Below are 25,956 nucleotides of genomic sequence, written 5' to 3'. Positions count from 1 at the left end.
TATTCGTCAATTATCACAAAAGTCCTGCCCTTTTCTCCCGTCGAATAACTTATTTTTTCCTCAAGTAGCCTAGCCGTTCAGACACTTGTTGTGCGGCTTTTACAATCTCCGGACCCACTTCCATCGCCCGTTCCCGCGACAACCGTGCCGTCGGCGCCGATATGCCGATAGACGCCACGATATGATTACGGTGGTCCACAATTGGCGAGGCAACGCAGCGAGCCCCCACTTCTTGTTCCTCGTCATCAATCGCAAATCCAAGTTGGCGCACTAGAGCCAGTTCATCCTCTAAGGCATCCCAGTCAGTAATGGTATGATCGGTAAACGGGGTCAGCTGAGGATGTTTTTCCTTCATCCGCTGCACCAGTTCCGGTCTAAATGCCAACAGAGCTTTCCCCACTGCCGTACAATGAATCGGCGCCCGACGACCGACGTTTAATTGCATCCGCAAAAGATTGTAAGCATCCACGGTGGCGATATAGACCATGTTCAGTCCGTCTTCCACCGCCAGATTGACCGCTTCCCCCAGCGTTTCCGCCAGTTGGTCCATCACTGGTTCAGCCGCCCGGTGCAGGGGCCATGACCGGGTGGCGAGTCCTCCCATTTCCACCATGCGAATGCCGACACGATAACTGCCTTGTTCTCCATCTTGCTCCACGTAACCGAGCTCCATTAATGTATGCAACAACCGGTAAGCCGTACTTTTATGCATACCAACCGAGTCAGCCAATTGCCCAAGGGACATTTCGTTGTGTCGCACTAATTTTTCCAATAATCGAAACGCCCGTTCCACCGACTGCACCCGAACTTGCCCGTCTGATTCGGGAGGGAGTGCCCCTAGTCCCACCAAACTCACCCCTAATCCCCTTATTGCTATCTCGCAAGATTTTAATCCATCATACCCTAGCCGCTGGCTATAAAAAAGCGGCTCTGATCGTGTTCTGATCGTGTAATGATGGAACCGGGGCACCTCCGGCTCATGAAACGAGAAAGTTGAGGTGTTTTCTATTGATGTAGCCTACAGCAAGGTCTTAAAGCGTGTCGTAATTAGCTAGATATATGCGCGTGCAAGCCCATAGCAAGAGACCGTTTCCCTACCCAAACCGCGATGAGCATTGTCATTATCATCGATAACCACGTTGTCACACAAAGCTCCTTCGTACGGTATTAACGTTAACATGGCCGTTAATCCGAGGTTGTGGTCCGGGTTTAAGAATTACGCCAACACAATCTTTCCTATCATTGCGTTGGTTTCGAATATTCGGCCAATATTTATGCGGCTCACATCTTCCTCGGGGTTATTAGAAGATAATTTCCCCCAAACCCTTGCGATACTCCTATGCGAATTGATGATATCCCTCTCCTCTGTCTGATTGAGAGAAATGTAACTGCATAGTCAGCGTACCATCCCTACAACCTGGTGACTAATACCAAAATACAAAACGAACTATAAGTTTTAGGAAATATATCCGTATAGCACCATTCCATGCTCCATCAAAAAATGAAATCCAACGCTCGACAAAGTCTCTTTATATCACCAAACCATCTTCTCCGATGCATTGACTCTACTATTTGGGATAACCATCATTAGAAGAATGGTCAGAAGAATGGTCATCCTTTGCAAATCCTTATAACACCAAGACTAAGAGGATTTTTCTATCTCTTTTAAAATAGGTTTTGTCCCGGACAGAACCTATACGTATCACGAAGTTGTTATAAATACTTTCGTATTTTTGTATTAGTCGATGTATTCAGTTGATGCTATCCTCAAATTGCAAACCGTAGAAATCCAGTATTACAAAACCGTTGATTGCTGAAGATAAATTTCAATGACCGAGACAGATTATCTTTCACATGGCAGGATGGGGGTCCCGTCTCAAAGGCTGTATCTCGGCATGTAATCCCGGTCAGCTTGATATCACCCAAAGATGTAGAAGATGTAAGTGGTAAAGGAGGTTATGGTCGTTGTCACGTTTGTTTGATGCGATCCCAGCATCTGTGCAGTCCACATTTGTCAAAGAGAAATTAGGAGCCTTATTGGAAGACCGAACTTATAACCGCGATTTGCTATGGACCTTGAAGGTCTACCTCGACAGTAACGGTCAGGCACAAGAAGCAGCGAAACGTCTTTATGTGCACCGGAATACATTGGCATACCGGTTAGCACGATTGCAAGCACTGCTGGGGTGCGATCTCAAAAATTTAGACACCGTCACGGATTTACGATTGGCCCTAGCCTTTTATCATAACGGAATGCAAGAGAACGGAGGAAACGATAATGTCGAAATCGAGAAGACCATCCCTATTCCTTAAATCGTCACCGACAATCTGGGAAGAATGTACGCAATGTTTCGGCTATGGTGAAGACATTTGTCAAGAATGTGAAGGCGAAGGGTGTGTACACTGTGATCACCGCGGCTATAGCGTATGCCGAATTTGTCACGGCATGGGTGAAGTGCACATAGATGACTTTACCTGGATTGCCGTACAATCCTAGAAGAAAATCGCCAAATCCAGGCAAGCCGCTCAAAGCTTGCAGAGTTCTTTCTCGGTTGGTGTTAATTTAACGGCAAAGGGTGCGCACCGTGTCCGTTGTAGCAAATCTCGATCTTGTTAAAGAAATCACGTTGTGCTGGGTCCCACAGTTGAAATTTCGTCGGGTAAATTCAAATCCTTTTATAAAGAGAGTTTAAGGTGGAAGAGCCGTTTGCTCGTCACTATTTTGTGGAATTCTCAGAAATGTTTTGCTAAAATAGTTATGTGAAGACAATGCTGACCGCCAAGCTCAAACTGCATACGACATGCGAGACCGGTCAAAGGCTCCGGGACACCGCCAACGCCTATCAAAACGCCCTCAACTATCCGAGCCATGTGACCTTCGAGAACGGGAAGATGTCCAATCCGTTGAAACTCCACGGACTAGTCTATCGAGAATTGCCGGAGCGTTTTGCGTTGCCTTCCCAACTAGCTTGTTCGGTATCGAAACAAGTAGGAGTCACCTTCAAAAGGTTGTGGACCGAAGTCAAGCAAAATGCCCCGCACCGAAAGAACGGCTATAGCCAGAAGTGGTACAAGAATCCCAAGTTCACCGCCCAAGGTTGTCCTCATTGTGATGCTAAGAACCGCCCTGACCAGGCACTGACTTTCCGTTGTCAAAAATGTACCGTGACCCTCGGTGCCGATCTGCTAGGGGCTCGTAACATGACGCTCCGAACACTCCACATTCGGCAGGACTGGATCGGGAACGGACTTTTTTCAACCGCGCCTGATGGGTCGGACCCGGAAGCCAAAGCTAAGCGCTTGCCAGGTTGTTGGGATTGCAGTGGAGTCGAGATCCTGGGCCCGCCTTTCGGACGGGGTGGTTGACATATGGATTTTCTCAGTAATGATGCATGGTGCGCCTGATTAGGCGTCACCGGATGCTAAAGCGAGGCCAAATTATGCTGGTATCCTTATCGACTGTTCCCCACCAACCCATCAATAATCAAATTCTTGGGCCAGATGCCCAGCAAAAAGAGGAATGTCTTTGTGCGCTCACACAGCGCTTTGGTGATCGTATCATTCGCGATGCCGATCGCCTATTAGCTTATAGTTACGATGCGACCTCGCAACGACATCGGCCTGATGCGGCCTTTATTGCCGAGAGCGAAGAGGAATTGCGATATGTACTGCAAATTGCCAGCCAATATGGCATGCCCGTTATTGCCCGAGGATCAGGCAGCAACATCAGTGGCGGCACGTTGCCCATTTCAGGAGGCATCGTGGTCTCTTTAACGCATTTTAAAAGGATTAAATCCATTGACGTCCGATCACGTCAAACGCGTGTGGAACCGGGCGTTGTTAATGCCAGGTTACAGGAAGCATTAGAACCTTATGGCTTCTTCTTCCCCCCCGATCCCGCGAGTCACCGGATTTCCACTTTAGGCGGCAATGTTTCAGAGGGCTCAGGCGGTCCCCACTGCGTCAAATATGGTACAACCAGCCACTACGTTACGGGAATAAAAGCTTTACTCGCAGACGGAACCCCCATCATATGCCAAGAAAGTTTGTCGATTATCGATTGGCCCGGTTTGTTAACCGGTTCTGAGGGCATTTTGGCTATCATTACCGAAATAACATTGCGAATATTACCCAAAGCCCCTAGTACAGGAACACTATTAGCGGGATTTCAGTCGGTAATTGATGCCGTCTCGGCGGTTTCCGGCATTGTTCGGGCACAAATGATTCCCTCTACCCTAGAGCTATTAGACAAAGCCACCTTAGATACTGTCAGACCCTTTATGGACGCAGGATATCCCCATTCAGATGCTGTGCTCCTGATTGAAGTCGACGGTTCTCCCTTATCGGTGCAAGCTCAACTGCAGCATCTCGTCAACGTGTTACAACAATATCATGCCGATCCCGTGATTATTGCCGAAAACCCCGAACATGCTCATCAATTGATGGCGGCTAGACGCTCCGCTTATGGCGCCGCCGCACGGCTTGCCTCTCATGTCTGGACCCAGGATGTGACCGTTCCCCGGCCGCTCTTAGCAGAGATGATGAGTCATGTACTGACCATATCTCGCCGTTACGCGTTGGCCATTAACACCGTGGCCCATGCCGGAGATGGTAATTTGCATCCCTTAATTCCATATCATCCGGATGATGCCGACGAAGTGGAACGTATGAGGAAGGCCGACCATGCGATCTTGCAAAAGGCAGCGGAACTAGGCGGATCCATTACGGGAGAACATGGTATTGGCATTGACAAACTGCACGAATTACCTCTAATGTATTCGCCCGACGAATTAGCCGCCATGTATGCCATTAAAATGGCCTTTGATCCCGAGAATATCTTAAATCCCGGTAAGGCCGTTTACCCGGTTCAGAACACGTCTTACACTCACGATGTGGGCCCAGAACAAGCACTTAATAGGCTTATTCAACCTCGCTCTGTCGATGAGCTGCGAGATACCGTCCGCCAAGCCTATGTGCAGAAAATACACCTAACCCTGGACAAACATGGGGTTCATAAAGATGCGTGTCGTGTCAATCTGAGTCATCTTCAAGATATCCTTGATTTTGACCCGGATAACATGACGATTACCGTGCAAGCTGGGCTTTCTTATACGGCCCTTCAATCCTTTCTCGATCAATACCGCCTGATGTTTCCCGTAATTCCGCTACAAAAAGACCAAACTTTGGGCAGTTTAGTTGCCGAAGGACTGCCTCACCTCGCACATTTGGGATATGGCCCCTTAAAAAACTGGATTCTTGGACTGAGCGTGATCGACGGAACTGGACGGCAATTACAGTTCGGTCGCAAGATTATGAAAAATGTCGCGGGTTTGGACATGCCCAAACTGTTTATTGGCTCCTTGGGCCAATTTGGTATGATTACCACGCTGATTTTGCGCTTACTACCCAAATTTCCCGAACAGGTCATTTATACGCTAGACCATCAGCACATCAATTCAGAGCAATATGAATCCTTGGTCCATGCCTTCATAACGACTGCTCCAGGACCCCAGGGCCTATGGACTATGGGAAATCATCTTACCATCTATGTGGATGGACATGATCTGCCGAGTCAACATCAATACATTGAACAGATATGTGATCGTGGTGGTATCTCATATCAACGCCATGATGCCTTAGATATTCTTGCCGTAACACAATCAAAACTTGACACACTCTTCGATCAAGCCCGACGTGAGCATTCAGGTTATGTATTTGGAGTGGGACCATTACCCCATTCCATTACGACGGCTTTTCACGCTCTCGATGACAGTTTATGGATTGTACCAGAAGCATCAGATAATGGAGTTCAGCAACTCCACCTGAATGGGTGCCGCGTGTTAAATCACAACGGGTGGCAGGTGATCAACCTTGCTGATTCATCCTTGACCAAGATCACCGAGCGACTTAAACAATATTTCGATCCTCAAAATGTGTTTGGACATCCATAATCTGGCGAATTCAAGATTGCAATCTTTAGGGAAAGGGGACGTGCCATGCTAATCATTGCGGACGATTTAAGTGGAGCATTAGATACGAGTGTTATCTTTGCTGAAGATGCCCCAACGAAGGTCCTCCTGGAACTGCCTAATACCACCTTCGACACGTCAGCCGTCCTCGTCTTGACAACCGAATCGCGTCATCTAACGGCTGATGCGGCCCGGCGCAAACTGCAACAGCACTTCCCCTATCCTCTTAAGATCCGGCCCTTATACAAAAAAGTCGATGCAACGCTTCGGGGGCCTGTCGGAGCTGAAATCGAAACCTTGTTGCACATCACGGGGATGCAAACCGCCGTGCTCTGTCCATCATTTCCCACAGTCAACAAAATTGTCAAAGACGGACATCTTTATGTGGAGGGAAAACCGTTAGAGATGACGGCACTTCGCACGGACCCTCGAAATCCTTTGATTACTGGAGACATTCAGACAATCTTGCGAACCACTACCAGCCTGAGACTAGAACACATTGCCTTAAACACATTACGCCATCACCCTGATCAGGTTCATGATCACATCACTCACCAATCTAGCAAGCAAATCCTTGTGGTAGATGCGGAAACGGATGACGACTTAGCACGAATCGCGAAGATTTTGTCGAAACATCCAAACGTTTTACCCTGTGGTTCGTTGGCCCTTGCTCTACAGTTGCGGCCCTTTCTTGTGCCGTCTCGATCTTTAACTGTACCGGAAGTTGCCAAGGCAGATAAGGCTCTCATAATGAGCGCCAGCTTGCACCCGGCCACCCAACAACAAATCAGCTATTTTCATACACGTTTTCCAGATCATTTTTGGGAGATAGACAGTACCTTACTGTCACACAATGCGCCCGAACTAATAAATACCGTAACGGCTAGGCTTTTGCACGGGTTTTCGACCTCACATTTTGCCCTGCTCTCGGTCAGTCCAAAGCCCCGCATTGATCCCGATGCCGTGACGGGATTTCTTGGACAAGTTGCTAAAAATCTCCTCGATCACGTGAAGGGTGTCTTTGCTTTCGCCACAACGGGTGGAGACATGACGTCCGCTTTGTGTCGGGCCTTAGGAATAACCGAACTCGAGCCTTTGACACAGTGGGACCCTGGCATTGTGCAAAGTCGCATACGTTTTCACAATAGCCCGTGGACCTTGGTGTCCAAATCTGGGAGTTATGGTTCTGCCCCATTTTTTATCGACTTTGTTCAGCGCTTGCTATAGCATAATGAAAAGAAAACCCAGCGCCGAATGTGGCAACACTCACACATTCCGCGTAAGCGTCGTCATCGACAAAGGAGAACATCATGTCATCTTATCTATTGCAGACAGCCATGATTACCCCACTAACCGACGATGGTCAGCTCGATACTCTGGCCCTCAAACGATTAATTCAGCGCATTTTAGCAGCTCATCATATTGGCCTATCTATTTTAGGTTCGACCGGTGAAGGCGCCAGTCTCCCTCTTTCCTTAAGACAGCAAGTGCGTGAAACCGTTTTGGAACTTGTGGGCGGCAAACAACCAGTCTATTCCGGTGTTATGGGCACCGTTCAAGATGATATCATCAGGGATTTAGATGCGTGCCTTAACCTGCCATTAGCGGGATTGCTGATTCCCCCACCGTCTTATTATCCGATGAATGCCCAAGATGTTGAGGTCTTTTATTTGTCATTAGCTGACCGCTCTCCCTTCCCCATCATGCTCTACAATATCCCCCCGTATACCAAAATCAGCATTCCAGCAGAGGTGGTCGCCAAATTATCGACCCATCCCCAAATTATGGGCATTAAGGACAGTAGCCGTGACTTCGACTATTTCCTTCGGGTTTTGCACCTCACACGCCATATTCCCGACTTTAAAGTCTTAATCGGGACGGAAACACTCGTCCTTCCCGCTTTGGCTGTCGGAGGACATGGCGCTGTAGTCGGGTCAGGCAACATTGTGCCTCAATGGATTGTTGAATTAGCGGAGCATGTGGCCAATAACCATTGGGCGGAGGCACGTCAATTAGAATACCAACTGATTGACTTAGCAACGGCCTTGCGTCAAACCGACGGAGTGCGGGGCTTTAAATTTGCGGCTGCCGCCATTGACCACCACCCGGGTTATTTAATGGCGCCATATCAGCCCTTAGCCAAAGATGCTCCCGCTGCTCTGGCCATTTCTGCGGTTCTTAAGCGTTATCATCTTATGTCGGAATGAGCACGGAGCGAGCATGATGTGGATGCGATGAATATGAAGGAAGCCCTCTTTAGTGCTCGTGGGCTTCCTTCATTATTCCATTACCCGGACCCGTGAATTCCTTGATGCACGTTACCGAAGAGAATTATTCTTCAAATGTCCACCATTGGCGGGCGAGATTCTCAATAAGTTCGGGATATTCCCAACCGAAAACTTGGGCCGCGTAAGCGACTAGACTTTGGGCTTGTTCCCGTCCCGGACGATTTCCACCGGCTAAATCCGGCACAAAATTTGCATCAAAAATCCGAAATTGCCCTGACGCATCTTGACGAAAATCCACCGTAATCACACTGCGGCTCTGTACTAAATCGGCAAGTTTCATTGCTTGGGCTGCGGCTTCGCGAACAGTCACCTCGTCCGTTGGTTCAAACGGTTCTACTGTCTCCAATAAGGGCACATCCGGTGGCAAGATCTGATCGACATGATGGATGCGGTGAACCGGCGGCAACGCCCAATACCTTGTCTTATGTATCTCCGTTTCGTCAATCTGATAATCGCCTGGGGGAAATACCACGATGGTAATTTCCTCACCGGGCAAGAAAGCTTGAATCATGACCTCATCACCCGCACTGGCACGGTCCCAATGTTCCACGATATCCATTAATTCCTCACGGTTATGAACGAGCCGCACATTGCGTCGACCATAGCCACGAACTGGCTTAACAATCAAAGGAAAATCCATTCCATAAGGAGCTGAATAAATATCGAATTGGCTAATAATGTCTTTGGCATCCGCTGATGTGGCTAAAGGCATAACAATGCCACCATGTTGAATAACATTATGGGAAAAGGCTTTGCTTTCTAACGGGTCAATTAACACGGGCATTTGCCCCGTAATCCCCATCCCTTCTTCGAGTCGGGATGACAATGGATGCTCTGTATCCATGGGCACATAGGGCCATAAAATACGAGCTCCTTGACTTAGCGCCTGGTTGATCCCGTCATTGGTATCCGGAAAACTCCATTGATACGCGTCATGCGGATCAGGTTCAGCGACGGGCGTAATAATGGGAACACGGCACTCTTTGAGGGCGTAGGCAATATCGGCAGTTGTTTCCCGGGCTTCTGGCGGTTGCCGCAAGATCGACTGTGTCTCTTGTTCGGCAGGATACAATACCGCAATGGGACCGAGCCACTCTTTCATACTTATCCTCCTTATTGAGTTCATCCTTACAAATCCCATCTATCGTATCATTCCTTATCCGTGACTTAAAGCGACACCATCAGTTCAGATAACTCTCGAATTTTCCCCGTAGCATGGAAGCTTTATGTTCTGTCACGTCGCAGGTATCTTCATTTATAATGGGTTAAGGGCATGACAAGGGTTCGCGATAGATTAAGGAGCTAATTTCGCCTCATTGAACATATTCTTTCTATCAACCAGGCAACACGGCAACATGACTTGATCGTCAGGAGGTCATCATGAAACCCTTTGAGGGACTTCGCATTATTGACTTAACGCGCATTCTCAGTGGCCCTTATTGCACAATGTATTTTGCGGATTTAGGTGCAGAGGTCATTAAAATTGAACCCCCTCAGGGCGATGATACTCGGCACTGGGGTCCTCCCTTTATTGACGGCGAAAGCACCTATTTTCTTAGCATCAACCGCAATAAACGTAGCGTCATGCTTGATTTACGGACCGATACCGATCGTACGCGTCTGTGCGAGCTCATTCGACACGCCGATATCGTCGTTGAAAATTTTCGCCCAGGAACACTCGAACGATTGGGACTCGGTTTTAAGACTCTCAGCGAACTTAATCCTCAGATTATTCTCGCATCCATTTCGGGATTCGGCCAAACCGGACCGTATGCTCAAGAACCCGGCTATGACGTCATTGCTCAGGGTATGGGAGGATTGATGGCGGTCACCGGAGAAGTAGGAGGTCCACCACTGAAAGCAGGGTTTTCTCTAGCCGACATTAGTGCAGGAATGTGGGCGATTATCGGAATCCTTACCGCATTACATCGGCGAACCACTTATCCCGAACCCCAGTGGATTGACATCTCCCTATTGGAATCGATGATGGCTTTTCAAACCTATTTAGCAACGAATTATTGCGCCACCGGGCAAGATCCGAGAGCAATGGGTAATGCGCATCCTAGCATTTGTCCCTATCAAACCTTTCCCGCACAAGATGGGTATTTTAATCTCGCTGTTGGTAATGAAAAATTGTGGCAAAAGTTCTGCCAAGTCATCAACCATCCCGAATGGCAGGATGATAGCCGTTTTCGCACCAATGCCGACAGGGTCGAACATCGTGATGAACTGGTTAACGCCTTAGAGCTAATTTTTCGTGACAAATCAGTCAAAACATGGGTCGATTTGTTTCGAGAATCGGGAATTCCTGCTGGCCCTATTTATCACCTTTCTGATCTTTATCGTGATCCCCATGTCACACAACGTCATGATATTTTCACGGTCGATCATCCTGTAGCCGGCAAACTGTTGCAAATTGCACCCCCTGTTCGATTTTTGGCGGGACCGGATTCATCACCCAATTGCAATCCTCCGCCATTGCTCGGAGAGCACACCCAAGTGATTTTGGAACAATTCGGCCTAAAATTATCGCCGTCTCATGACACTACTAAGCATCGCTCATCAGATTAACCATTAACCCAACATGTAGCTACACGCGTTCCTATTAGTATTCGGATGGAGTGGTTATAATTGTCCCACACCGTCATGACACCAAAATCAAATGAAAATCAGAGAATACAACAAATAATTTGGAAGTAGCACATGGCTTATATTTATTCGAGTTGTGGGACATAAGAAAACCCCTCACATTTTTAGGAATTTATCAACCGCTTGTAGAATATGCAAGCCACCTGTTACAATGGCCCTTCCCACCGTTTACGATTCTCAATACGAAATCTATCATTGTGTTAAAGCGTGGTTTCAGAAAACCCACCTAAGTCGCTCCAGCAACATGCTAAAACACCTCATTATGATTGTTTTCATAAAATATTTGGAGGAGATGCTTTTCACTATGAAGGATTCGAGCGTTGAAATCACACAAATTACTGATTCAGTCTTTGGTATTGCCCTATGGGATCCTTCATGGCATTCATACAACAACTGTTATCTAATTAACCGAGACGGTAAGTTGTTACTGCTGGATTGTGGTAAAGAAGACCAAGGCAACTTGTTAATCAAGGCATTGACGCAACTTCATGTTGAGTCAGATAGTATTGATGTTTTCATTGCAACGCATGGACATTCTGATCACATTGGAGCAAGTCACCTTTTTCAAAAAGCCGAGAAATGGATTCATAGAGATGATTGTGATCGCCTTTCCCATGAGCAAATCGAAGGATTTAATACAATGAACTCTCCCGCCACCTAACCCTATCGGGTTGAGGTGGGGGTTTCCCGGATCACTCCGCGAAGTTCCTGGTTCTGCGACCTGTGCATGTCCGTCTTTGACGGAGCACGTCTTATGTGAGTCTCCCCAGGCGTGACTTCGGACCGTTCCGGCCCTAGTGTCCGAAAAATCCGCGTCGTTTTACGCGATGTCGTAAGCGGTTCTCCGGACAGGAGTTTCTGAATCCCGCGTTTTTTGATCACGCGGGCGGCATTGTGGTCCGCATTGTCCCTGTGTCCGCAGCGTTGACAGACAAACGCAGCCTGGGAAGGCCGATTGTCCGGGGCAGTGAATGTACACTCAGCACATTCCTGCGAACTGTGTTGGGGCGGAACCGTGATGACGAGTTTGCCTCGGCGCCGTGCTTTATAGCGCGTGAACATGACCACCTGGCCCCATGCCGAGGCGAGAATAGCCCGGTTCAGGCCCGCTTTCGCGGCCCGCCCGTTGGGCAGAAAATGGCCTTGGGCGTCTTTTTTTGCTTTGGGCCGTTTGGTCATCTGCTGGATAGGCAGATTCTCAAAGACGTACAGGTCGTAGGCTGCGTGGACCACAAGCGCGTGACTGGTCTGATGCGCATACTCGTGTCGGACGTTCTTTTCGTACTGGGGGTAGTGAGCCACTTTTCGGTAGGCTTTCTTCTGATTTTGCGATCCTTTTTTTCTGCGGGCAGCCCGTCGTTGCCAGCGTCGGTGCTGCCGCCGCGCTTTCTGGATTCGGGTTTGCTGCACCGGTAGGAGATCAAACACGTGACCGTCGGAGGTCATGAGGGGCTTGGCAATCCCGCGATCTCCGCCGAGCGTGCGCTCGGCGAGTTGGTCAGCAGAGAGGTGCCGTAAATCCTCGGCGATGCGTTCGGTTGCCGCGTCTCCCTCCTTGCCGGGAATCGTGACGGTCAGATCCTCCGCCGCAAACGAGAGCCACCACTGCCCCCCTTCGATGGCAAGATATATCGAAGCCGGCACAGCGTGCGGCCGATGGGCCACATACGGGATGATCCCGACGGGAAATTTGTCGGTACCGACATGCAGGTGATACCCGCACACCGCGCCGGGGGTGTCATCGACTATCGGACGAAATTCGAACAACTCCGAGGTCAGCCAGACACTTTGTCGCCCGGATTTCCGCTTCATCTTTGGGCGACCACTCAGTTTCTGAAAAAACCGTTGATAGGCTTGTCGCCAGCGCACCGCGCCATTGCGCAACACTGGGGAGGGCACTTGGCGGAGGAATGCGGTCTTTGCCGTAATGAAGCGGCTGTACTGTTGGTCGACAGGAATGTCTTCGCCCACAGTCCCGACCATCCGCCGCTGAAATCGGCGAAAATAGCGATCTTCTTGCACTTTGGCGTTGTAGATGAGGCGTTGACACCCGATCCACTGGAGCAAGATCGGCTCCTGCTCTGGACTCGGATACAGGCGAAACTTATACCCGTTCAGCATGCCCTCACCTCCTTGCGTTGATTCGGACATCTATTATATCATTAAGCTACTATGAATGACACAGAAATGATGTCTGCCTCACATGCAGTGTACTCTCTTCGGCTACATATCGTCTTCGTGACCAAATATCGAAGGAAGACATTAACGTCAGAACTCCTCGCGGCCTTGCGAGAGGCGTTCGCAGAAATCCTGAACGACTGGCGCTGTACCCTGATTGAGTTCGGGGGGGAAGCAGATCATGTCCATTTGCTGGTGGGTATCCATCCTGCGCTGAACCTGTCTACCTTGATTAACAATCTTAAATCCGCCAGTGCGCGGCGGATGCGCAATCGATTTGCCGATCATTTAGCGAAATTCTATTGGAAGCCATACTTCTGGCATCGCGCATATTATGTCGGGAGCGTCGGTGAAGCCTCGCTGGAGACGGTGAAACGTTACGTCGAAGCCCAAGGGACGCAAGAAAAACCCCGCAAGGCGGCCAAGAGGCCGCCGCCCGCTTGACCCCCTCTTGGCTATCGCCTAAGAAGGGGCATGCGCGGGCATTGTGTTCAACTCCAACATAGGTGAACTGTATGGCCTGTCTTATTTGTTGTTGGGACACCATACCCAAGGATCCATAGCGTTATATGACACCACCACACATTGTTTGTTTTGTGGAGATTATATCTGCTTTTTTGGAGATAAGCTGCCTCATAATGGGTTATTAACGTTTGGCCAAGACTTACGCGATAAAACTCGGGCTTTTATGGTCTCGTGGTCGCAAAACTCCACGGACCGTCACAAGTATCAGTTTGAAACATTTGTTCAGGGGATAAAGCTGCTATCTTCCTATAAAGACGCGATGTTTTTAGCCACAGGTCATGGTCCTATACTGCACAAGCAAATTGCCGACTTCCTTGATGAACTCGTATCAATAGATGGATAAGAAGAAGTGCTCCAAGTTATAGAACCGCTGATATCAATTACGCATATCACGAAGTTGAGTATTGACCAAAGACATTAAACTAACTTCTTCGGTCAAAGCCCTAGAACTGACCGATAACGCAGGGGCCGATCAGCAATGTCCTCAATGATTCCTGCAGAGATCCAACTCATAATCAGAGTAATACGCCGTACAAATGGAGATCCGATATTGACATATAGTTGTTCCCTTTCCACCTCATCCGTGTACGACTTAGTCAATCTGTAGAGCTGATTTCGCCAATAAACGGTACGCCGGTTGACTTGTGTTGTCCATGATTTCCCCGTCTGCTTCATCAATGTTCCGCGCGGAATGATGGTTACGAGCTCATTCTCGGTCCTTCTTTCAAGGCAGGCTTCCCACCACCGGTAAGGTACCCCGTCGTAACGAGAGGCAACTACCTTGACATATTTGTGGAGTGCATAGATGTTTATTTTAAACCCTCCGTTATCCTGATTTTTTCTGTTGGGTTCTGCTAACGAGTGATAATACCCGAATCCTCTCCCGCTTGAGACAAGAAAGGAGCTTCCAGCGAGAAACGACTCAAGTCTGTGAAAATAAACAGTTCGCGAATGCCGACCCGGCCGTTTATTTGAACGTCCCGTTATCCCAAAGGGTTAATTGAGAGGGAAACTTTGAAACAAAACACAAATGCCATCTTGTGCTCAATCCTGTTGTGATAATTCTAAAATAACTGTTTCTCTAATGCCTCTAACTTTCTAGAGTCGCAGAAGAAATGCATGACCATCACACTCTATAACATCAATGTATAAGGCCCCCATGGAACTCGAACAAATTTCGTCCACCAACAACCGAGAAATGATATGGAGAACGATTTAAGGCGCAATCATAAACATTCGTCAGAGTAGCGGTATACTTAATTTAGTACACTAACGAAGCAAAGTGCATTATACTTAGCAAATAGGGTTTTGAGAAGAGAGGATGCGAGCGGATGACCGTCACAGCTGTTGTTGGTGCTAATTGGGGCGATGAAGGAAAAGGCAAGATTACCGACTATTTAGCACGGAATATGGATTTTGTTGTGCGTTTCCAAGGAGGAAGTAATGCAGGTCATACAATCCTAAATGAATTTGGAAAATTTGCTCTGCATATGTTGCCGTCGGGAGTATTTTATCCGCACGTTCATAATGTTCTCGGGCCGGGAGTGGCGTTAAATACGATAGGACTGGCCGAGGAATTGCAAAATCTTAAAGACCGCGGAATTGTTCCCTCCCATTTACATATCTCCGACCGGGCGCAAGTCATTCTTCCTGTTCATATGTTACTAGACCAAGCTGAAGAAATGCGTCTTGGTGCCAATCAGTTTGGTTCCACTCGTTCAGGAATAGCCCCATTTTATGCGGATAAGTTTCTTAAAATTGGGGTACAAGTCGCCGACCTGTTTGTCAAAGATCGGTTGGCACAGCGTATTGAGCGAAATTTAGCGTTAAAAAATTTCTTATTGCCTACGGCTTATCAACTGCCGATTCAAGATCCCCATGAAATCACCGAACTCGTATCACATCATGCTGATGCCATAGCGCCTTATGTTTGTGATACCACGTCGATGCTTCACGAAGCTTTAAACAATAATCGAGCGATTTTGTTAGAAGGTCAACTCGGCGCATTGCGTGATCCTGATCACGGAATCTATCCTTTCACCACATCCTCATCGCCATTGGCAGGCTTCGCCAGTGTCGGAGCGGGACTTCCGCCCTATTCGATCACCCGGATTATTGCCGTCACTAAAGCCTATTCGACCTGTGTGGGAGCGGGGCCGTTTGTGACTGAATTGCATGGTCAAGACGCAGACGTGTTACGGGCACGAGGCGGCGATGCTGGTGAGTATGGGGCAACCACAGGACGTCCCCGGCGCGTCGGATGGTTCGATGCCGTCGCCACACGTTATGGGTGCATGATCCAAGGCGCTACGGAAGTCGCCCTCACGAATTTAGATGTTTTAAGTTATCTTGACAATATTCCCATTGCCACCGCATATGCCCTAGATGATAATACCATCACACAATTTCCTCCGACGGCCGAACTTTCCCAAGCACAGCCTGTGTTCGAAGAGATGCCAGGCTGGAGAACAGATATTACCAACATTCGACATTACGAGGATTTGCCTCAAACCGCCAGGCAGTATGTAGAGAGAATTGAAGCACTGATTGACACGAAAATTCGCTACATCTCAGTAGGTCCGCAGCGGGAGCAAATCGTTGTGAAGCCGTAATCCGAGCATTCTCACCACTTTATGGACCTTTGATCTTTTTACGTCTCGAGGTATAGGAAGTGCGTTGTCAATTGGCTTATAAGTGCCATCTAGGAATCGTTCGGCTAACTGTCCCAGGGAAAAGTCACTATCGCCGCTGTTCACGTAGGATTCCTGCCTAAAAAGTGGTATCCTCACCATCCTCTCATGGGCAGAATGATACAATAAGACCGTAGGTGTTGGGGAGAGATATCTCAAGGAGGGATCGTGATGAAGTTCACGTTTAACGATGACACCATTTTTGATTTTGATCGGCTCGATGCAGGAATCCAGGATTTGTTACATCGCTTTATTCCCTTTGCGTCCTTTTCACAAGACACCCTAGGCAAACTCGATGATTTTACATTAAGATCCATGTTGAGACGTTTAACGGCCCGTCGTGATACCCTCAATGATGCGATTGATATGATCCAGCAAGAACTCACTAGACGCCAAAGCCCTCCAGGCAGTGAACCGCCTGCCACGCTTTAACGTTCCAGCCAACAAGCTAAACGGCCGAACTGGCTGTTTAGCTTGATATGACCTGGCTCCGTTCCTTCCACCATGCTTCGGCTTGTTGCATCAACTGGACAACAACATGGTGAGCCGATTCGCGGTCTTGAACAAATTGCACACTTTCACCGGCATAAATCGGAATTGTATCGGGATCATAAGCCTGTACGCCTTCCGTTAATTCCTTTGCCGCATCATCTGTAATCTCTTGAGATAACCAGCGACGAACAAACTGGTTACTCACGACCCGCCCGGGATATTTGGATGGCCAGGGAGCGTGAAGGATTTGGTCATAAAGACGGGTTATCACGGTATCTTCCGCATGGCTTTCGATTAGACGCGAGATGATACGATCGACTAACAGTGATTCGTGGCACGCTTCAAACCGGGTTCCCATCCAGACTCCTTCAGCACCCGCCATTAAAGCCGCACAAATGCCTTGAGGCGTCGCAATGCCTCCAGCCGCCAAGACGGGAATGTGCATTATCGGAACAACACTCTGCAAGAGTGTAAGAGTCGATAATTCGCCTGTGTGTCCTCCGGCTTCTCGCCCCTGAATCACTACCGCATCGACTCCGCATTCTTCGGCGCTGCGGGCATCCTCAAGACTGTTCACTTGCGTGACAACAAGTGCTCCAGCCTCATGGACGCGATGTACGTACGGTTTTACGGACCCAAAGGAAATCGAAACCAAAAAGGGCTGAAGGCTTAACGTCTCCTCCAATATTTGTGGACGGCGTGCCACATCCCATTCAATAAAACCCACACCAAAATGTAGGCCCGGTGCGATCTTTGCCACTTCACTTTTTATCCAATGGCCATCCTGGGCCGGTCCTACGGCAATCATCCCCAAGCCACCCGCAGAACTTACCGAAGACGCCAATGCGCCCCCTGACACCCCCAACATGGGAGCTGAAATCACGGGATACCGTAAATGCCATTGTTGAGTCACCCTTGTCGAAATCATCTGAGCAGCCTCCTTTCCGCCGTCGATGACATTTCTTCCCGAATAGATTATGGGAATAGTCATCGTTCGTGGTATTCTTTGACATAAGACTAGCACTAAGAGTCGGTAAAATGCCATGTGTTGGTTGATTTCGCCAAACAAATAGGGGATCTGAATGGCGGATAACGACCCTTTGAATGATTCGTTAATGCTGCCCTACGACAAATGACAGTCCATGTTGGCCATGCATTTTACTAACGAGTTAATCAATCCTCGTCTGATCAATAACGGATCTGATCTATTAAACAAAAAGTCCGGTGGTGTCGTGAGGATCCCCTATAATGTGAAAAATAAAGAATGTCACATCACATGGATCCACCCGAAGTCGACCATCAATACACCAAGAACATATGATACGCATAAAGCAAAAGCCTAGCGAACAGAGAAAGGAACAAACAGATGCCACGACATTTAGTCATTGGAAATGGACATATTGCTATCGGATTCGATGATACTGCACAAATTCGCGACATCTATTATCCCTATGTGGGTGAACTCAACCATGTAGGGGGCCACCGTTGTGCCATTGGCGTGTGGGTTGACGGAAAATTTTCGTGGTGGCGCGATCCGGAATGGCAATTTGACCTCGGTTACCATGAAAAATCTTTGGTCACTAATATCCGCGCAACGCATCCCGGTATGGAGTTAAGCATCACATCGGAAGACGCGGTCCATCAACGTCTTAACGTGTATCTAAAACGGATGACCATTACTAACCTCGCCCCTGAAGGGCGCGAAGTTCGCGTCTTTTTCAATAATGATTTAATGATTTCGGAAACTGAAGTGGGAGACACAGCGGTATATGATCCGGAACGCCACGTTATTTATCATTATAAGCGCGGTACCTACTTCTTGTTTAACGGTGCCACCGAAGGCACCCGATTGTTCCAGTATTCCACGGGCGTTAAGCGGTTCAATCACAGTGAAGGAACGTGGCGGGATGCAGAAGACGGGGAACTGATGGAAAATCCCATTGCCCAGGGATCGGTCGACAGTGTCATCAGTTTTCGATTGTTTCTTAAACCTGGAGAAACCCAGCTCCTAAATTACTGGATGGCCATTGGTTCGACTCTTGACGAAGTCACGGATCTTGATGAATATGTCAAGGATAGCGGGGTCAATATGCTTCTTGATCGGGTAATTGTCTATTGGCAGCGCTGGGCAGAAAAATCCGGCACATGGTTTGCAGACTTACCCTCTCGAGTGCGTGACCTCTTTTATATGAGCTTATTAATGGTGCGCGTCCACACCGATGCCAATGGAGCGATCGTGGCCGCTTTGGACTCGGATATTCTTCAGTACAACCGGGATCATTATAATTATGTTTGGCCTCGCGACGGGGCACTAGCGGCCATTACGATGTCGGAAGCGGGTTATCATGGAATGGTCCGGCCGTTCTTCCGGTTTTGTGCGGATGCTCTCACCGACGAAGGATATTTACGACATAAATATAATCCGGATGGAACTGTCGGTTCGAGTTGGCATCCTTACGTAGTTCAGAAAGAACGGCGGTTACCTATTCAAGAAGACGAAACTGGCTTGACCCTGATCGCTCTTTGGCGCGACTTTGTCCATCATCAAGAAATTGACTTTCCCCAGTCTGTTTATGATACGCTTATCCGGCCCGCTGCAGCGTTTTTGGCCCGGTATATTGATAATGCCCTCGAATTGCCCAAACCCAGTTATGATCTGTGGGAAGAACGTTACGGAATCTTTACGTTCACAAGTAGTGCCGTCTATGGGGGGTTAATCGCTGCCGCCAACTTCTTCCGCCTTTATGGTAATGACTATCTCAGTGAGCGTTACCATAAAACGGCGCAAATGGTCAAACGAGGTATCCTATCCCGGCTCTATGATCAAGAACGCGGCATTTTTGTTAGGGGCTTAGTTCGGGAAAATGGTCGGTGGGTCTTTGACAAGACCATTGACAGCAGTGTCTTTGGCTTGTGGGCCTTTGATGTATTACCGGCCGATGATGAGCGAATCGTTCGCACTATGGAAGCCGTCGAATCGACGTTAACCGTCAAAACTGAGGTGGGCGGCATTGGACGATATGAAGGCGATAGTTATTTTCGCTCAGGAGACGATGACGCGCCGATTAATCCCTGGTTCATCTCCACATTATGGGTCGCGGATTGGAAAATTGCCAAGGCTCGTACCATTGGTGATTTGCGTGCTCCCCGCGAGACCTTGATTTGGGTCGCAAATCATGCGCTTCCCAGTGGCCTGCTCCCAGAACAGTTGCATCCGGTCACGGGAGAACCCTTGTCTGTCTCCCCTTTAACGTGGTCTCACGCCGCATTAGCTTCGACCGTCTTACATTATATTGACCGTTACCGGTCACTCGTTAACGCCAGTTTTTAGTGATTGGCTCGGGTATAATAAATAATTATCGCGGTTTTCCGAAAGGATCGATATCATGCTCACACGTCCAAATTGGCAATATCTGCTGGCTGCAGTTATCTTAGGAATTATTCAATTTCTCATAGGTTTAATCGCACCCTTTCACACCCTTGTTATTAGCTACATATTAGATTTCTTAATTCTGGTGGTGGCCTTCATCGCTGGACAGCATGCCAAAATATCATCAGGCCATCCTGGGTGGTTTGCCTCCGCGACCGGCGCCATCTATGGGTTCTTAGCTGGGATTACCCCATTCTTTGTTCATGTCACAGCCAACGATTTGAAAAGACAATTGCACCATCATGTGCTATCTTCAGCGCAACTCCAACAAATTGTCAAAATCGCCAATTCGCCAGTAGCTCATTTTACAGATTGGCTATTATCGGTGTTAACCTATGGGATTCTCACGCTCATTATTGGATCCATTGGGGGATTGGTCATCAAAAAGCCGAGTGATCGTGATGCCATTTAATTCCGCGCCTACTTCATCCGAACCATTGGTTCGCCTCAGTCATGTCGAAAAAGTTTATCGTCGTGGCACAGAAAACGTGATCGCCCTTCACGATGTGTCCTTTGCTTTTTCCTATGGTACTGTGGCGGTCGTCTTGGGGCCCTCGGGTGGCGGAAAGTCGACCCTTTTGCACATTCTTGGAGGCATGGATCGACCGACCTCTGGTGATATCATCATATCTGGACAAGATATCAGTCACTGGACATCAGATGAATTGGCCAAATACCGGCGTGAAACCGTCGGCTTTATCTTTCAGTCCTTTCATCTCATTGCCAACATGACCGCGTTAGAAAACGTCGAATTACCACTGATGCTGGCTGGCGTCTCTAAAGAAGCTCGCCGCCGCCGTGCTATCGAACTTTTAAACCGCGTGGGGCTCGGTGAACGCTGGAATCATAAGCCCGGCGAGCTTTCTGGTGGACAAGCACAACGCGTCGCTATTGCCCGGGCATTGGCAGCCAATCCGCCTCTCATCCTGGCCGATGAACCGACAGGTAATTTAGATAGTGCCAGTGGGCAAGAGATTATGGATCTGCTCACATCTTTGGCTCACGAGGACGGTCATTGCGTGGTGATTGTCACTCATAATGAGGAATTTGTTCGGTATGCCGATCGGGTTCTTCGCATCCGTGACGGCATCGTTCATGAAGAAAGCCGCCATGACAGCAGCTCGTCTTTAAATATTCAACCCGAACGACTTGGTCATATACGCCTGTGGACGTTATATCAGTTAGCCTGGCATTCTCTCGTCAAACGGTTAACACGCGGATTGTTAACGGGATTGGGTATTGCCATAGGTGTCGCCGCCATGGTGTTATTGATTGGCCTAGGAACAGGATTACAGTCGAACGTTGTTCAGGGGATTGTTTCCTTGGGACCCTTAACCGCGATTAATGTTTCACCCCAAGGCAATAAATCCGGCTCAGGGCCTTTCGGACCTCAAGTTGTTTCCGGCCCTTCACACGCCATTACCTCTCGTACTTTGCACCAATTTGCTCATCTACCCGGAGCACGAGCGGCCTATATCAATGCGACCTTTTTAACGGGCGTCACTTATCACGGACGATCGACCACTGCTGCCCTAAGTCCCCTGCCCCCAAGAAACTTATGGTCCATTTCCGGCGTTCTCCCGACAGTTGTACAAGGTCATTTGTCAAATGACCTACGACATATCGTCATCCCCTTGAGCGTTGCTAAAGCGCTTATAGGCGGCCACCATCCCCGTATTGCCCAACTTTTAGGCAAGCCGATCACCCTGCACATCGAAACCATGAGTGGTGGTCTTTTTGCGGGAGAAGGCTTATCCGGTCCTATTCATCCACTTCCCCCTCAACGGGTAATAATTACCGGATTTGTGAATTCTGGAATCGGATACGTTTCTTATCCTACGGCCCTCAACTGGATTCAGAGCTTTTCGGCCAATCCTCATGATGTGCATTATCCCGGAGCAACCGTTCTGGCGGACAGTTTGTCGCAAGTCTCGTCTTTAGCCAATCGCATCGATGCCATGGGCTATAGCACAACCACCCTACAACAGGCTCTCCACTCGATTAATAAAAGTTTCAGCCTCATCGAAACAGGTTTAGGCGCGGTTGGAGGAATTGCCTTGGTTGTCGCTGGACTCATGATTGGCGTAGTTATGAGTATGGCCGTATTAGAACGGCGGCGTGAAATCGGCATTTTGCGTGCCATTGGCGCGAGACGTCGCGATATTTCTCGTTTATTCTTACTGGAAGCCTTATCTATTGGCCTTATTGGAGCCATCGTGGGCATTGCACTGGGAGGTGGTGTGGGTGCCATCATCAATGTTGTCATCAAGCAAAATAGTCAAGTGAGCCATGGTATTTTTAGTTTGCCCCTATGGCTCGGAGGCCTGGGTCTCTTATTTGGCGCAGGTGTTTCCATTGTTGCTGGGGCCATTCCTGCCTCGCATGCGGCCGCTTTAAATCCCGTTGATGCTTTACGTCAAGAATAATAGTTCCGATGTCCTGCCTTTGCACGTGATCCATCCTGAACTGGACGAGTTAATGCCAAGCCGAATTAACAAAACTCTGTAGGATTAGGGTTTCGGATAATATAGGCCCATCCAGACCAACCGGATCATTATGGAAATTATTGCACTTGGCCCAAGGGACCGGGATAAAGTTTATACCTTGGCTACCAAACGATTAAAGGACGTTCTCCTTGAAATGTCGGCACGTAAAAACTGATGGGAGAACCGGGGAGATCAACACGAGGGTGTCATCCAGTCAATATCACCGCTTCCTCTAACCGAAACTTGCGTGGATGACGATTGTGCCCCATTATGTTATCATAGAGGTGATCTATTATGCGACTCGTGTCGGTCCGGGCATTGCGAACCAAGACGCGTAGCCTTGGTGAATGGCTGTCGGCGACTGAAGACATCGTCCTGACCTTTAACGGGAAGCTTATTGCAATCTTGTCGCCGGTGACTGAGGAAACGTTCGAGGTCGACCTGATGGCGATGCGTCAAGCGCGGGCCGGTCGGGCCTTGAACCGTTTACAGGAACTTTCTCACCTATCGGGCAGGGATCGGTTGTCTGATGAAGACATTAACCATGAAATCTCTGTAGCCCGGCGTACCCCCATGGGGCACAAAGAGTGTAACTGATATTCTCGTCATTGATACGAATGTGCTTGTTTCGGCCCTATTAAAAAAGCTGATAGGGCCCCGCCCACGGTCATTCGGTCTCTTGTTGTTGGCGATGCGCTGTTGGCCTACGGTGCACGGATTCTTCTCGAGTATCGCGACGTGTTAGCCGGGCACATATTTAGCCTATTGGCTCTCTCTTAAGCACGAGCGCGCGTCTGACGAACGACGGAAGAGGCATTTGTCAGAGGCGCTAGCTTATCAGATTATGTACCAAGTTCAAGTAGACATTTCCTGTATCGAAGCGATAATGAAGATCGCAAAAGACGTAGGAATTCCTCCTCATATGCCGGAGACTAGAAACGTTTTTTATCCCATGTGGCAACGCTCAAGGAAAATGAGCACTTTACCTTACCGAGAATTTTTGCGCCAGGCTTTAGAGCTGGATTGGAACGAAAGCCTTACCACAGCATTGAGTGATTCAATCTTTGTGATTCAAGAACTTATGACATTGAACATCTCAATCTGTTGCTTGAATTCCGGTGAATAGGTTTGACTCATCGTGCACACTCTCTCCTCTAAACTGATAATTATCCTACCAGGAGAGATCGCGATTGTCTCGTCTTCTTAAGGGGCTTAAAAGCTCATAGCGTCCTAAAGCAGACCGCCCTCCAAGGATGATCAGGGACGCTTGTTGCCCTTCGCATGGTGTCTCCCTATCCCACAGGAGCCACCCTTTTGAGACAGCCCCATAGCCTCCTGAAAAAGGAGCTCATTCACCTGACGAAATTTCGAAGCCGAGAGGAAGCCGAATGGGCGGATCTTTGCCTATATTGAGATTTTCTATAATCGGCAGCGGATCCATGGTGCCCTGGATTATCAGACTCCGGCCGAGGCCGATGCGACGTATCATGCGCGACACGGCTAATGTCTCAATTTCGGGTGTCCATTTTATTGACATAGGTTCATTCCTGTCATCACGGTCCCCCGCGTCCGCGTCAACGCCATAGAAACTGCATGCCTCCTGTGTCCGGATCAAACTGCCACAAGGATCGATGACCATAGGTCAAGACGTCTTCGTGAAGGCGCATGGGGAATTGATCCCAATGTTCCGGCTGATCCACAATCTCTTGGGGAATCAGAATACGCAACCAATGCGTTGCAGGAAATTTGTAATACCAGACGGTGATCTGCAACCCCACAATAGGTTGTGATATGATCACTACATCCTTTAATGCCGGGTCAGCGGAATTCGGAGACTCGCGTTGGAAGGAACCCCATCCCTGGGTTAAGGCATGGCGCAGTTCACGGCAGGCCGATGCCAATCCCGACGCGGTCTGGGCCGATAATGCCTGACAATCACCCCAGGCGCGAGGCACAGGATATTTCTCCATCGGTTGGTGGCCAAGAACCGTCGCATGCACCCACATGCCGTCCGTTCGTGGGTCGTAAAGCCATTGCCCTTGATGGGAGCTGGTATCGAGTTCGGCCCGGATCATGTCGATCCAGTCATCAAAGTCCTGATCGGCGTGCGCGACCACCATCGTTGACGGAAAGAAAAACGTAAGACGATGACTGGCGGGGAGCGTGTCATCCATCACTTGTACGCGGAGACCCGCATGTGGTACATCGGTCTCCTCAACAGCTTCACACTCATAGGGCGAACGCCGAAGAATCCACGGTGACGGCCTCAAAGACGACTTCAACCGACGACTTAATTCTTCCACGGCACACGACAACGTCGCCATTCTTCGTCCTCCTACCTCAAGGTTTTGTCTTGGTTCCTTACCTTTATGGAGTCTTTCAAGGCTTTTCCCTTCGCCTCTTTTGCGAGCGGTTTTTCTTCACTATCATCACATGAACGAATCCTCCCAAGTTTCGCGGGGTCAATGCCCAAATTGTCCGTCATTCCGCTTGGCAGAAGATAGGAAAGACATGGGAGTCAGACGCGGTTACAGGGTCATTTCCCACGGAGAAGCGTCGTGCCGCATCGTTCCCCGCTTCAATCGTTGTGTGCGCCGCTGACGGTTGTCAGCTCCGAAGATAAGCGTCATGTTGAAGATACGCCGTCACTTCCCATAGAGTCTTCCGTAGAATGGTGGGGTAGGACCCGCTCAGCGTCTACCGGCTTGGAGGTCGCGGGTTTAAGCCGCCCCATCACCAAGTCTCCGGATGGAGTCACACCATGTCAGCGTGGGCAGAGCATCCAATACCATCCGCACGGCTTGTAGTCCCACGTCTTAAACCCGGTGCGGCATTCCGGACAGTACCGACGTAATGATCCGGAAAATCCCGGTCCACCACCGGATGGGCCCTTGATGATGATGCCCCTGGCATCTTTGACGGCCTTCTTGGTCGAGATCTTGTCGTTCAACTCGTTTAGACAGCAAACGCAGGGCAGATGCATCAACACCTCCGCGCTTGCGTACGGAGCCAACGGCGAACCCGACTCCATAAGGGTTTAGTGAACTCCATCTCACTGCGCATAGCGTGAGATGGCCGCAACTACTCTACCCTGTTCACAACTATAATGCGGATTCTCATGAATTCGGTTATGATATTGCCCCATCTGAAAGGCTCTTTTGTGTTCAGACTTCCCAATTCCCCCTCTCACTTCATTACCGGATTCTATCTAAGAGATCTGAGAAAGTCTTGACTTTGCAAATGTTATCC

Annotated in this window: 20 protein-coding genes; 15 read left to right on the top strand and 5 right to left on the bottom strand. The window is 48.9% G+C overall.

Going from position 1 to position 25,956, the window contains the following annotated elements; all coding sequences use genetic code 11:
* Positions 1-49: 49 nt before the first annotated feature.
* The gene (locus tag B8987_RS15085; protein ID WP_020373010.1) at positions 50-856 is read right to left on the bottom strand and encodes an IclR family transcriptional regulator; all 807 of its coding nucleotides are present in this window, start codon (positions 854-856) and stop codon (positions 50-52) included.
* 1,109 nt (positions 857-1,965) lie between these two features.
* Between B8987_RS15085 and B8987_RS15080 the strand changes: the two genes are divergently transcribed.
* From B8987_RS15080 to B8987_RS15060, 5 genes are all read left to right on the top strand, one after another.
* Entirely contained in the window at positions 1,966-2,313 is a 348-nt protein-coding gene (locus B8987_RS15080; protein ID WP_020373011.1) for a PucR family transcriptional regulator, read from the top strand.
* A gap of 456 nt (positions 2,314-2,769) precedes the next feature.
* Positions 2,770-3,366: a zinc ribbon domain-containing protein gene (locus B8987_RS20270; RefSeq protein ID WP_051005337.1), complete on the top strand. Its 597-nt coding sequence runs from the start codon at positions 2,770-2,772 to the stop codon at positions 3,364-3,366.
* Positions 3,367-3,419: 53 nt separating this feature from the next.
* Entirely contained in the window at positions 3,420-5,951 is a 2,532-nt protein-coding gene (locus B8987_RS15070) for an FAD-binding oxidoreductase (RefSeq protein ID WP_176213248.1), read from the top strand.
* Between the two features lie 45 nt (positions 5,952-5,996).
* Positions 5,997-7,196, top strand: a complete 1,200-nt coding sequence (locus B8987_RS15065; RefSeq protein WP_020373013.1) for a four-carbon acid sugar kinase family protein — start codon at positions 5,997-5,999, stop codon at positions 7,194-7,196.
* Positions 7,197-7,279: 83 nt separating this feature from the next.
* Positions 7,280-8,176, top strand: coding sequence for a dihydrodipicolinate synthase family protein (locus B8987_RS15060; RefSeq protein ID WP_084661680.1), 897 nt, complete (start codon positions 7,280-7,282; stop codon positions 8,174-8,176).
* Positions 8,177-8,300: 124 nt separating this feature from the next.
* Here B8987_RS15060 and B8987_RS15055 read toward each other — a convergent pair whose 3' ends face one another.
* The gene (locus B8987_RS15055) at positions 8,301-9,359 is read right to left on the bottom strand and encodes a D-alanine--D-alanine ligase family protein (RefSeq protein ID WP_020373015.1); all 1,059 of its coding nucleotides are present in this window, start codon (positions 9,357-9,359) and stop codon (positions 8,301-8,303) included.
* Positions 9,360-9,637: 278 nt separating this feature from the next.
* Between B8987_RS15055 and B8987_RS15050 the strand changes: the two genes are divergently transcribed.
* Both B8987_RS15050 and B8987_RS15045 read left to right on the top strand, forming a co-directional pair.
* Positions 9,638-10,828, top strand: a complete 1,191-nt coding sequence (locus B8987_RS15050; protein ID WP_020373016.1) for a CaiB/BaiF CoA transferase family protein — start codon at positions 9,638-9,640, stop codon at positions 10,826-10,828.
* 382 nt (positions 10,829-11,210) lie between these two features.
* Positions 11,211-11,567 carry an MBL fold metallo-hydrolase gene (locus B8987_RS15045; protein WP_020373017.1) on the top strand — a complete coding sequence of 119 codons (357 nt, stop codon included), beginning with the start codon at positions 11,211-11,213 and terminating at the stop codon, positions 11,565-11,567.
* 2 nt (positions 11,568-11,569) lie between these two features.
* Here B8987_RS15045 and B8987_RS15040 read toward each other — a convergent pair whose 3' ends face one another.
* Positions 11,570-13,027 (bottom strand): RNA-guided endonuclease InsQ/TnpB family protein, encoded by a 1,458-nt coding sequence (locus tag B8987_RS15040; protein WP_084661941.1) that lies wholly within the window; start codon positions 13,025-13,027, stop codon positions 11,570-11,572.
* Between the two features lie 66 nt (positions 13,028-13,093).
* On the opposite strand from B8987_RS15040, the gene tnpA reads away from it, so the two are divergent.
* The 4 genes from tnpA to B8987_RS15020 all read left to right on the top strand — a co-directional run bounded on the left by tnpA (position 13,094) and on the right by B8987_RS15020 (position 16,731).
* Positions 13,094-13,528 (top strand): IS200/IS605 family transposase, encoded by a 435-nt coding sequence (gene tnpA / locus B8987_RS15035; protein ID WP_020373697.1) that lies wholly within the window; start codon positions 13,094-13,096, stop codon positions 13,526-13,528.
* Positions 13,529-13,571: 43 nt separating this feature from the next.
* A complete protein-coding gene (locus tag B8987_RS15030) occupies positions 13,572-13,952 on the top strand; it encodes a hypothetical protein (protein ID WP_020373019.1) in 381 nt (126 codons plus the stop codon).
* Positions 13,953-14,940: 988 nt separating this feature from the next.
* Positions 14,941-16,221 carry an adenylosuccinate synthase gene (locus B8987_RS15025; RefSeq protein WP_020373020.1) on the top strand — a complete coding sequence of 427 codons (1,281 nt, stop codon included), beginning with the start codon at positions 14,941-14,943 and terminating at the stop codon, positions 16,219-16,221.
* A gap of 249 nt (positions 16,222-16,470) precedes the next feature.
* Entirely contained in the window at positions 16,471-16,731 is a 261-nt protein-coding gene (locus B8987_RS15020; protein WP_020373021.1) for a hypothetical protein, read from the top strand.
* 37 nt (positions 16,732-16,768) lie between these two features.
* Here B8987_RS15020 and B8987_RS15015 read toward each other — a convergent pair whose 3' ends face one another.
* Positions 16,769-17,719: an NAD(P)H-dependent flavin oxidoreductase gene (locus tag B8987_RS15015; RefSeq protein ID WP_020373022.1), complete on the bottom strand. Its 951-nt coding sequence runs from the start codon at positions 17,717-17,719 to the stop codon at positions 16,769-16,771.
* A gap of 438 nt (positions 17,720-18,157) precedes the next feature.
* On the opposite strand from B8987_RS15015, the gene B8987_RS15010 reads away from it, so the two are divergent.
* The 4 genes from B8987_RS15010 to B8987_RS14995 all read left to right on the top strand — a co-directional run bounded on the left by B8987_RS15010 (position 18,158) and on the right by B8987_RS14995 (position 23,304).
* A complete protein-coding gene (locus tag B8987_RS15010) occupies positions 18,158-20,122 on the top strand; it encodes a glycoside hydrolase family 15 protein (RefSeq protein ID WP_020373023.1) in 1,965 nt (654 codons plus the stop codon).
* A gap of 55 nt (positions 20,123-20,177) precedes the next feature.
* A complete protein-coding gene (locus B8987_RS15005) occupies positions 20,178-20,633 on the top strand; it encodes a hypothetical protein (protein WP_020373024.1) in 456 nt (151 codons plus the stop codon).
* Positions 20,623-22,647, top strand: a complete 2,025-nt coding sequence (locus tag B8987_RS15000) for an ABC transporter ATP-binding protein/permease (RefSeq protein WP_020373025.1) — start codon at positions 20,623-20,625, stop codon at positions 22,645-22,647. The genes B8987_RS15005 and B8987_RS15000 overlap by 11 nt, the downstream gene beginning before the upstream one ends.
* 354 nt (positions 22,648-23,001) lie before the next feature.
* Positions 23,002-23,304, top strand: coding sequence for a hypothetical protein (locus B8987_RS14995; RefSeq protein WP_020373026.1), 303 nt, complete (start codon positions 23,002-23,004; stop codon positions 23,302-23,304).
* A gap of 977 nt (positions 23,305-24,281) precedes the next feature.
* Here B8987_RS14995 and B8987_RS14980 read toward each other — a convergent pair.
* On the bottom strand, positions 24,282-25,031 hold the full coding sequence (locus tag B8987_RS14980; RefSeq protein ID WP_020373029.1) for a hypothetical protein: 750 nt from the start codon (positions 25,029-25,031) through the stop codon (positions 24,282-24,284).
* Positions 25,032-25,956 lie beyond the last annotated feature (925 nt).

Source organism: Sulfobacillus thermosulfidooxidans DSM 9293 (assembly GCF_900176145.1).
In the GTDB taxonomy this organism is placed as follows: Bacteria; Bacillota; Sulfobacillia; order Sulfobacillales; family Sulfobacillaceae; genus Sulfobacillus; species Sulfobacillus thermosulfidooxidans.
This window is presented reverse-complemented; position numbering and strand designations above follow the sequence as displayed.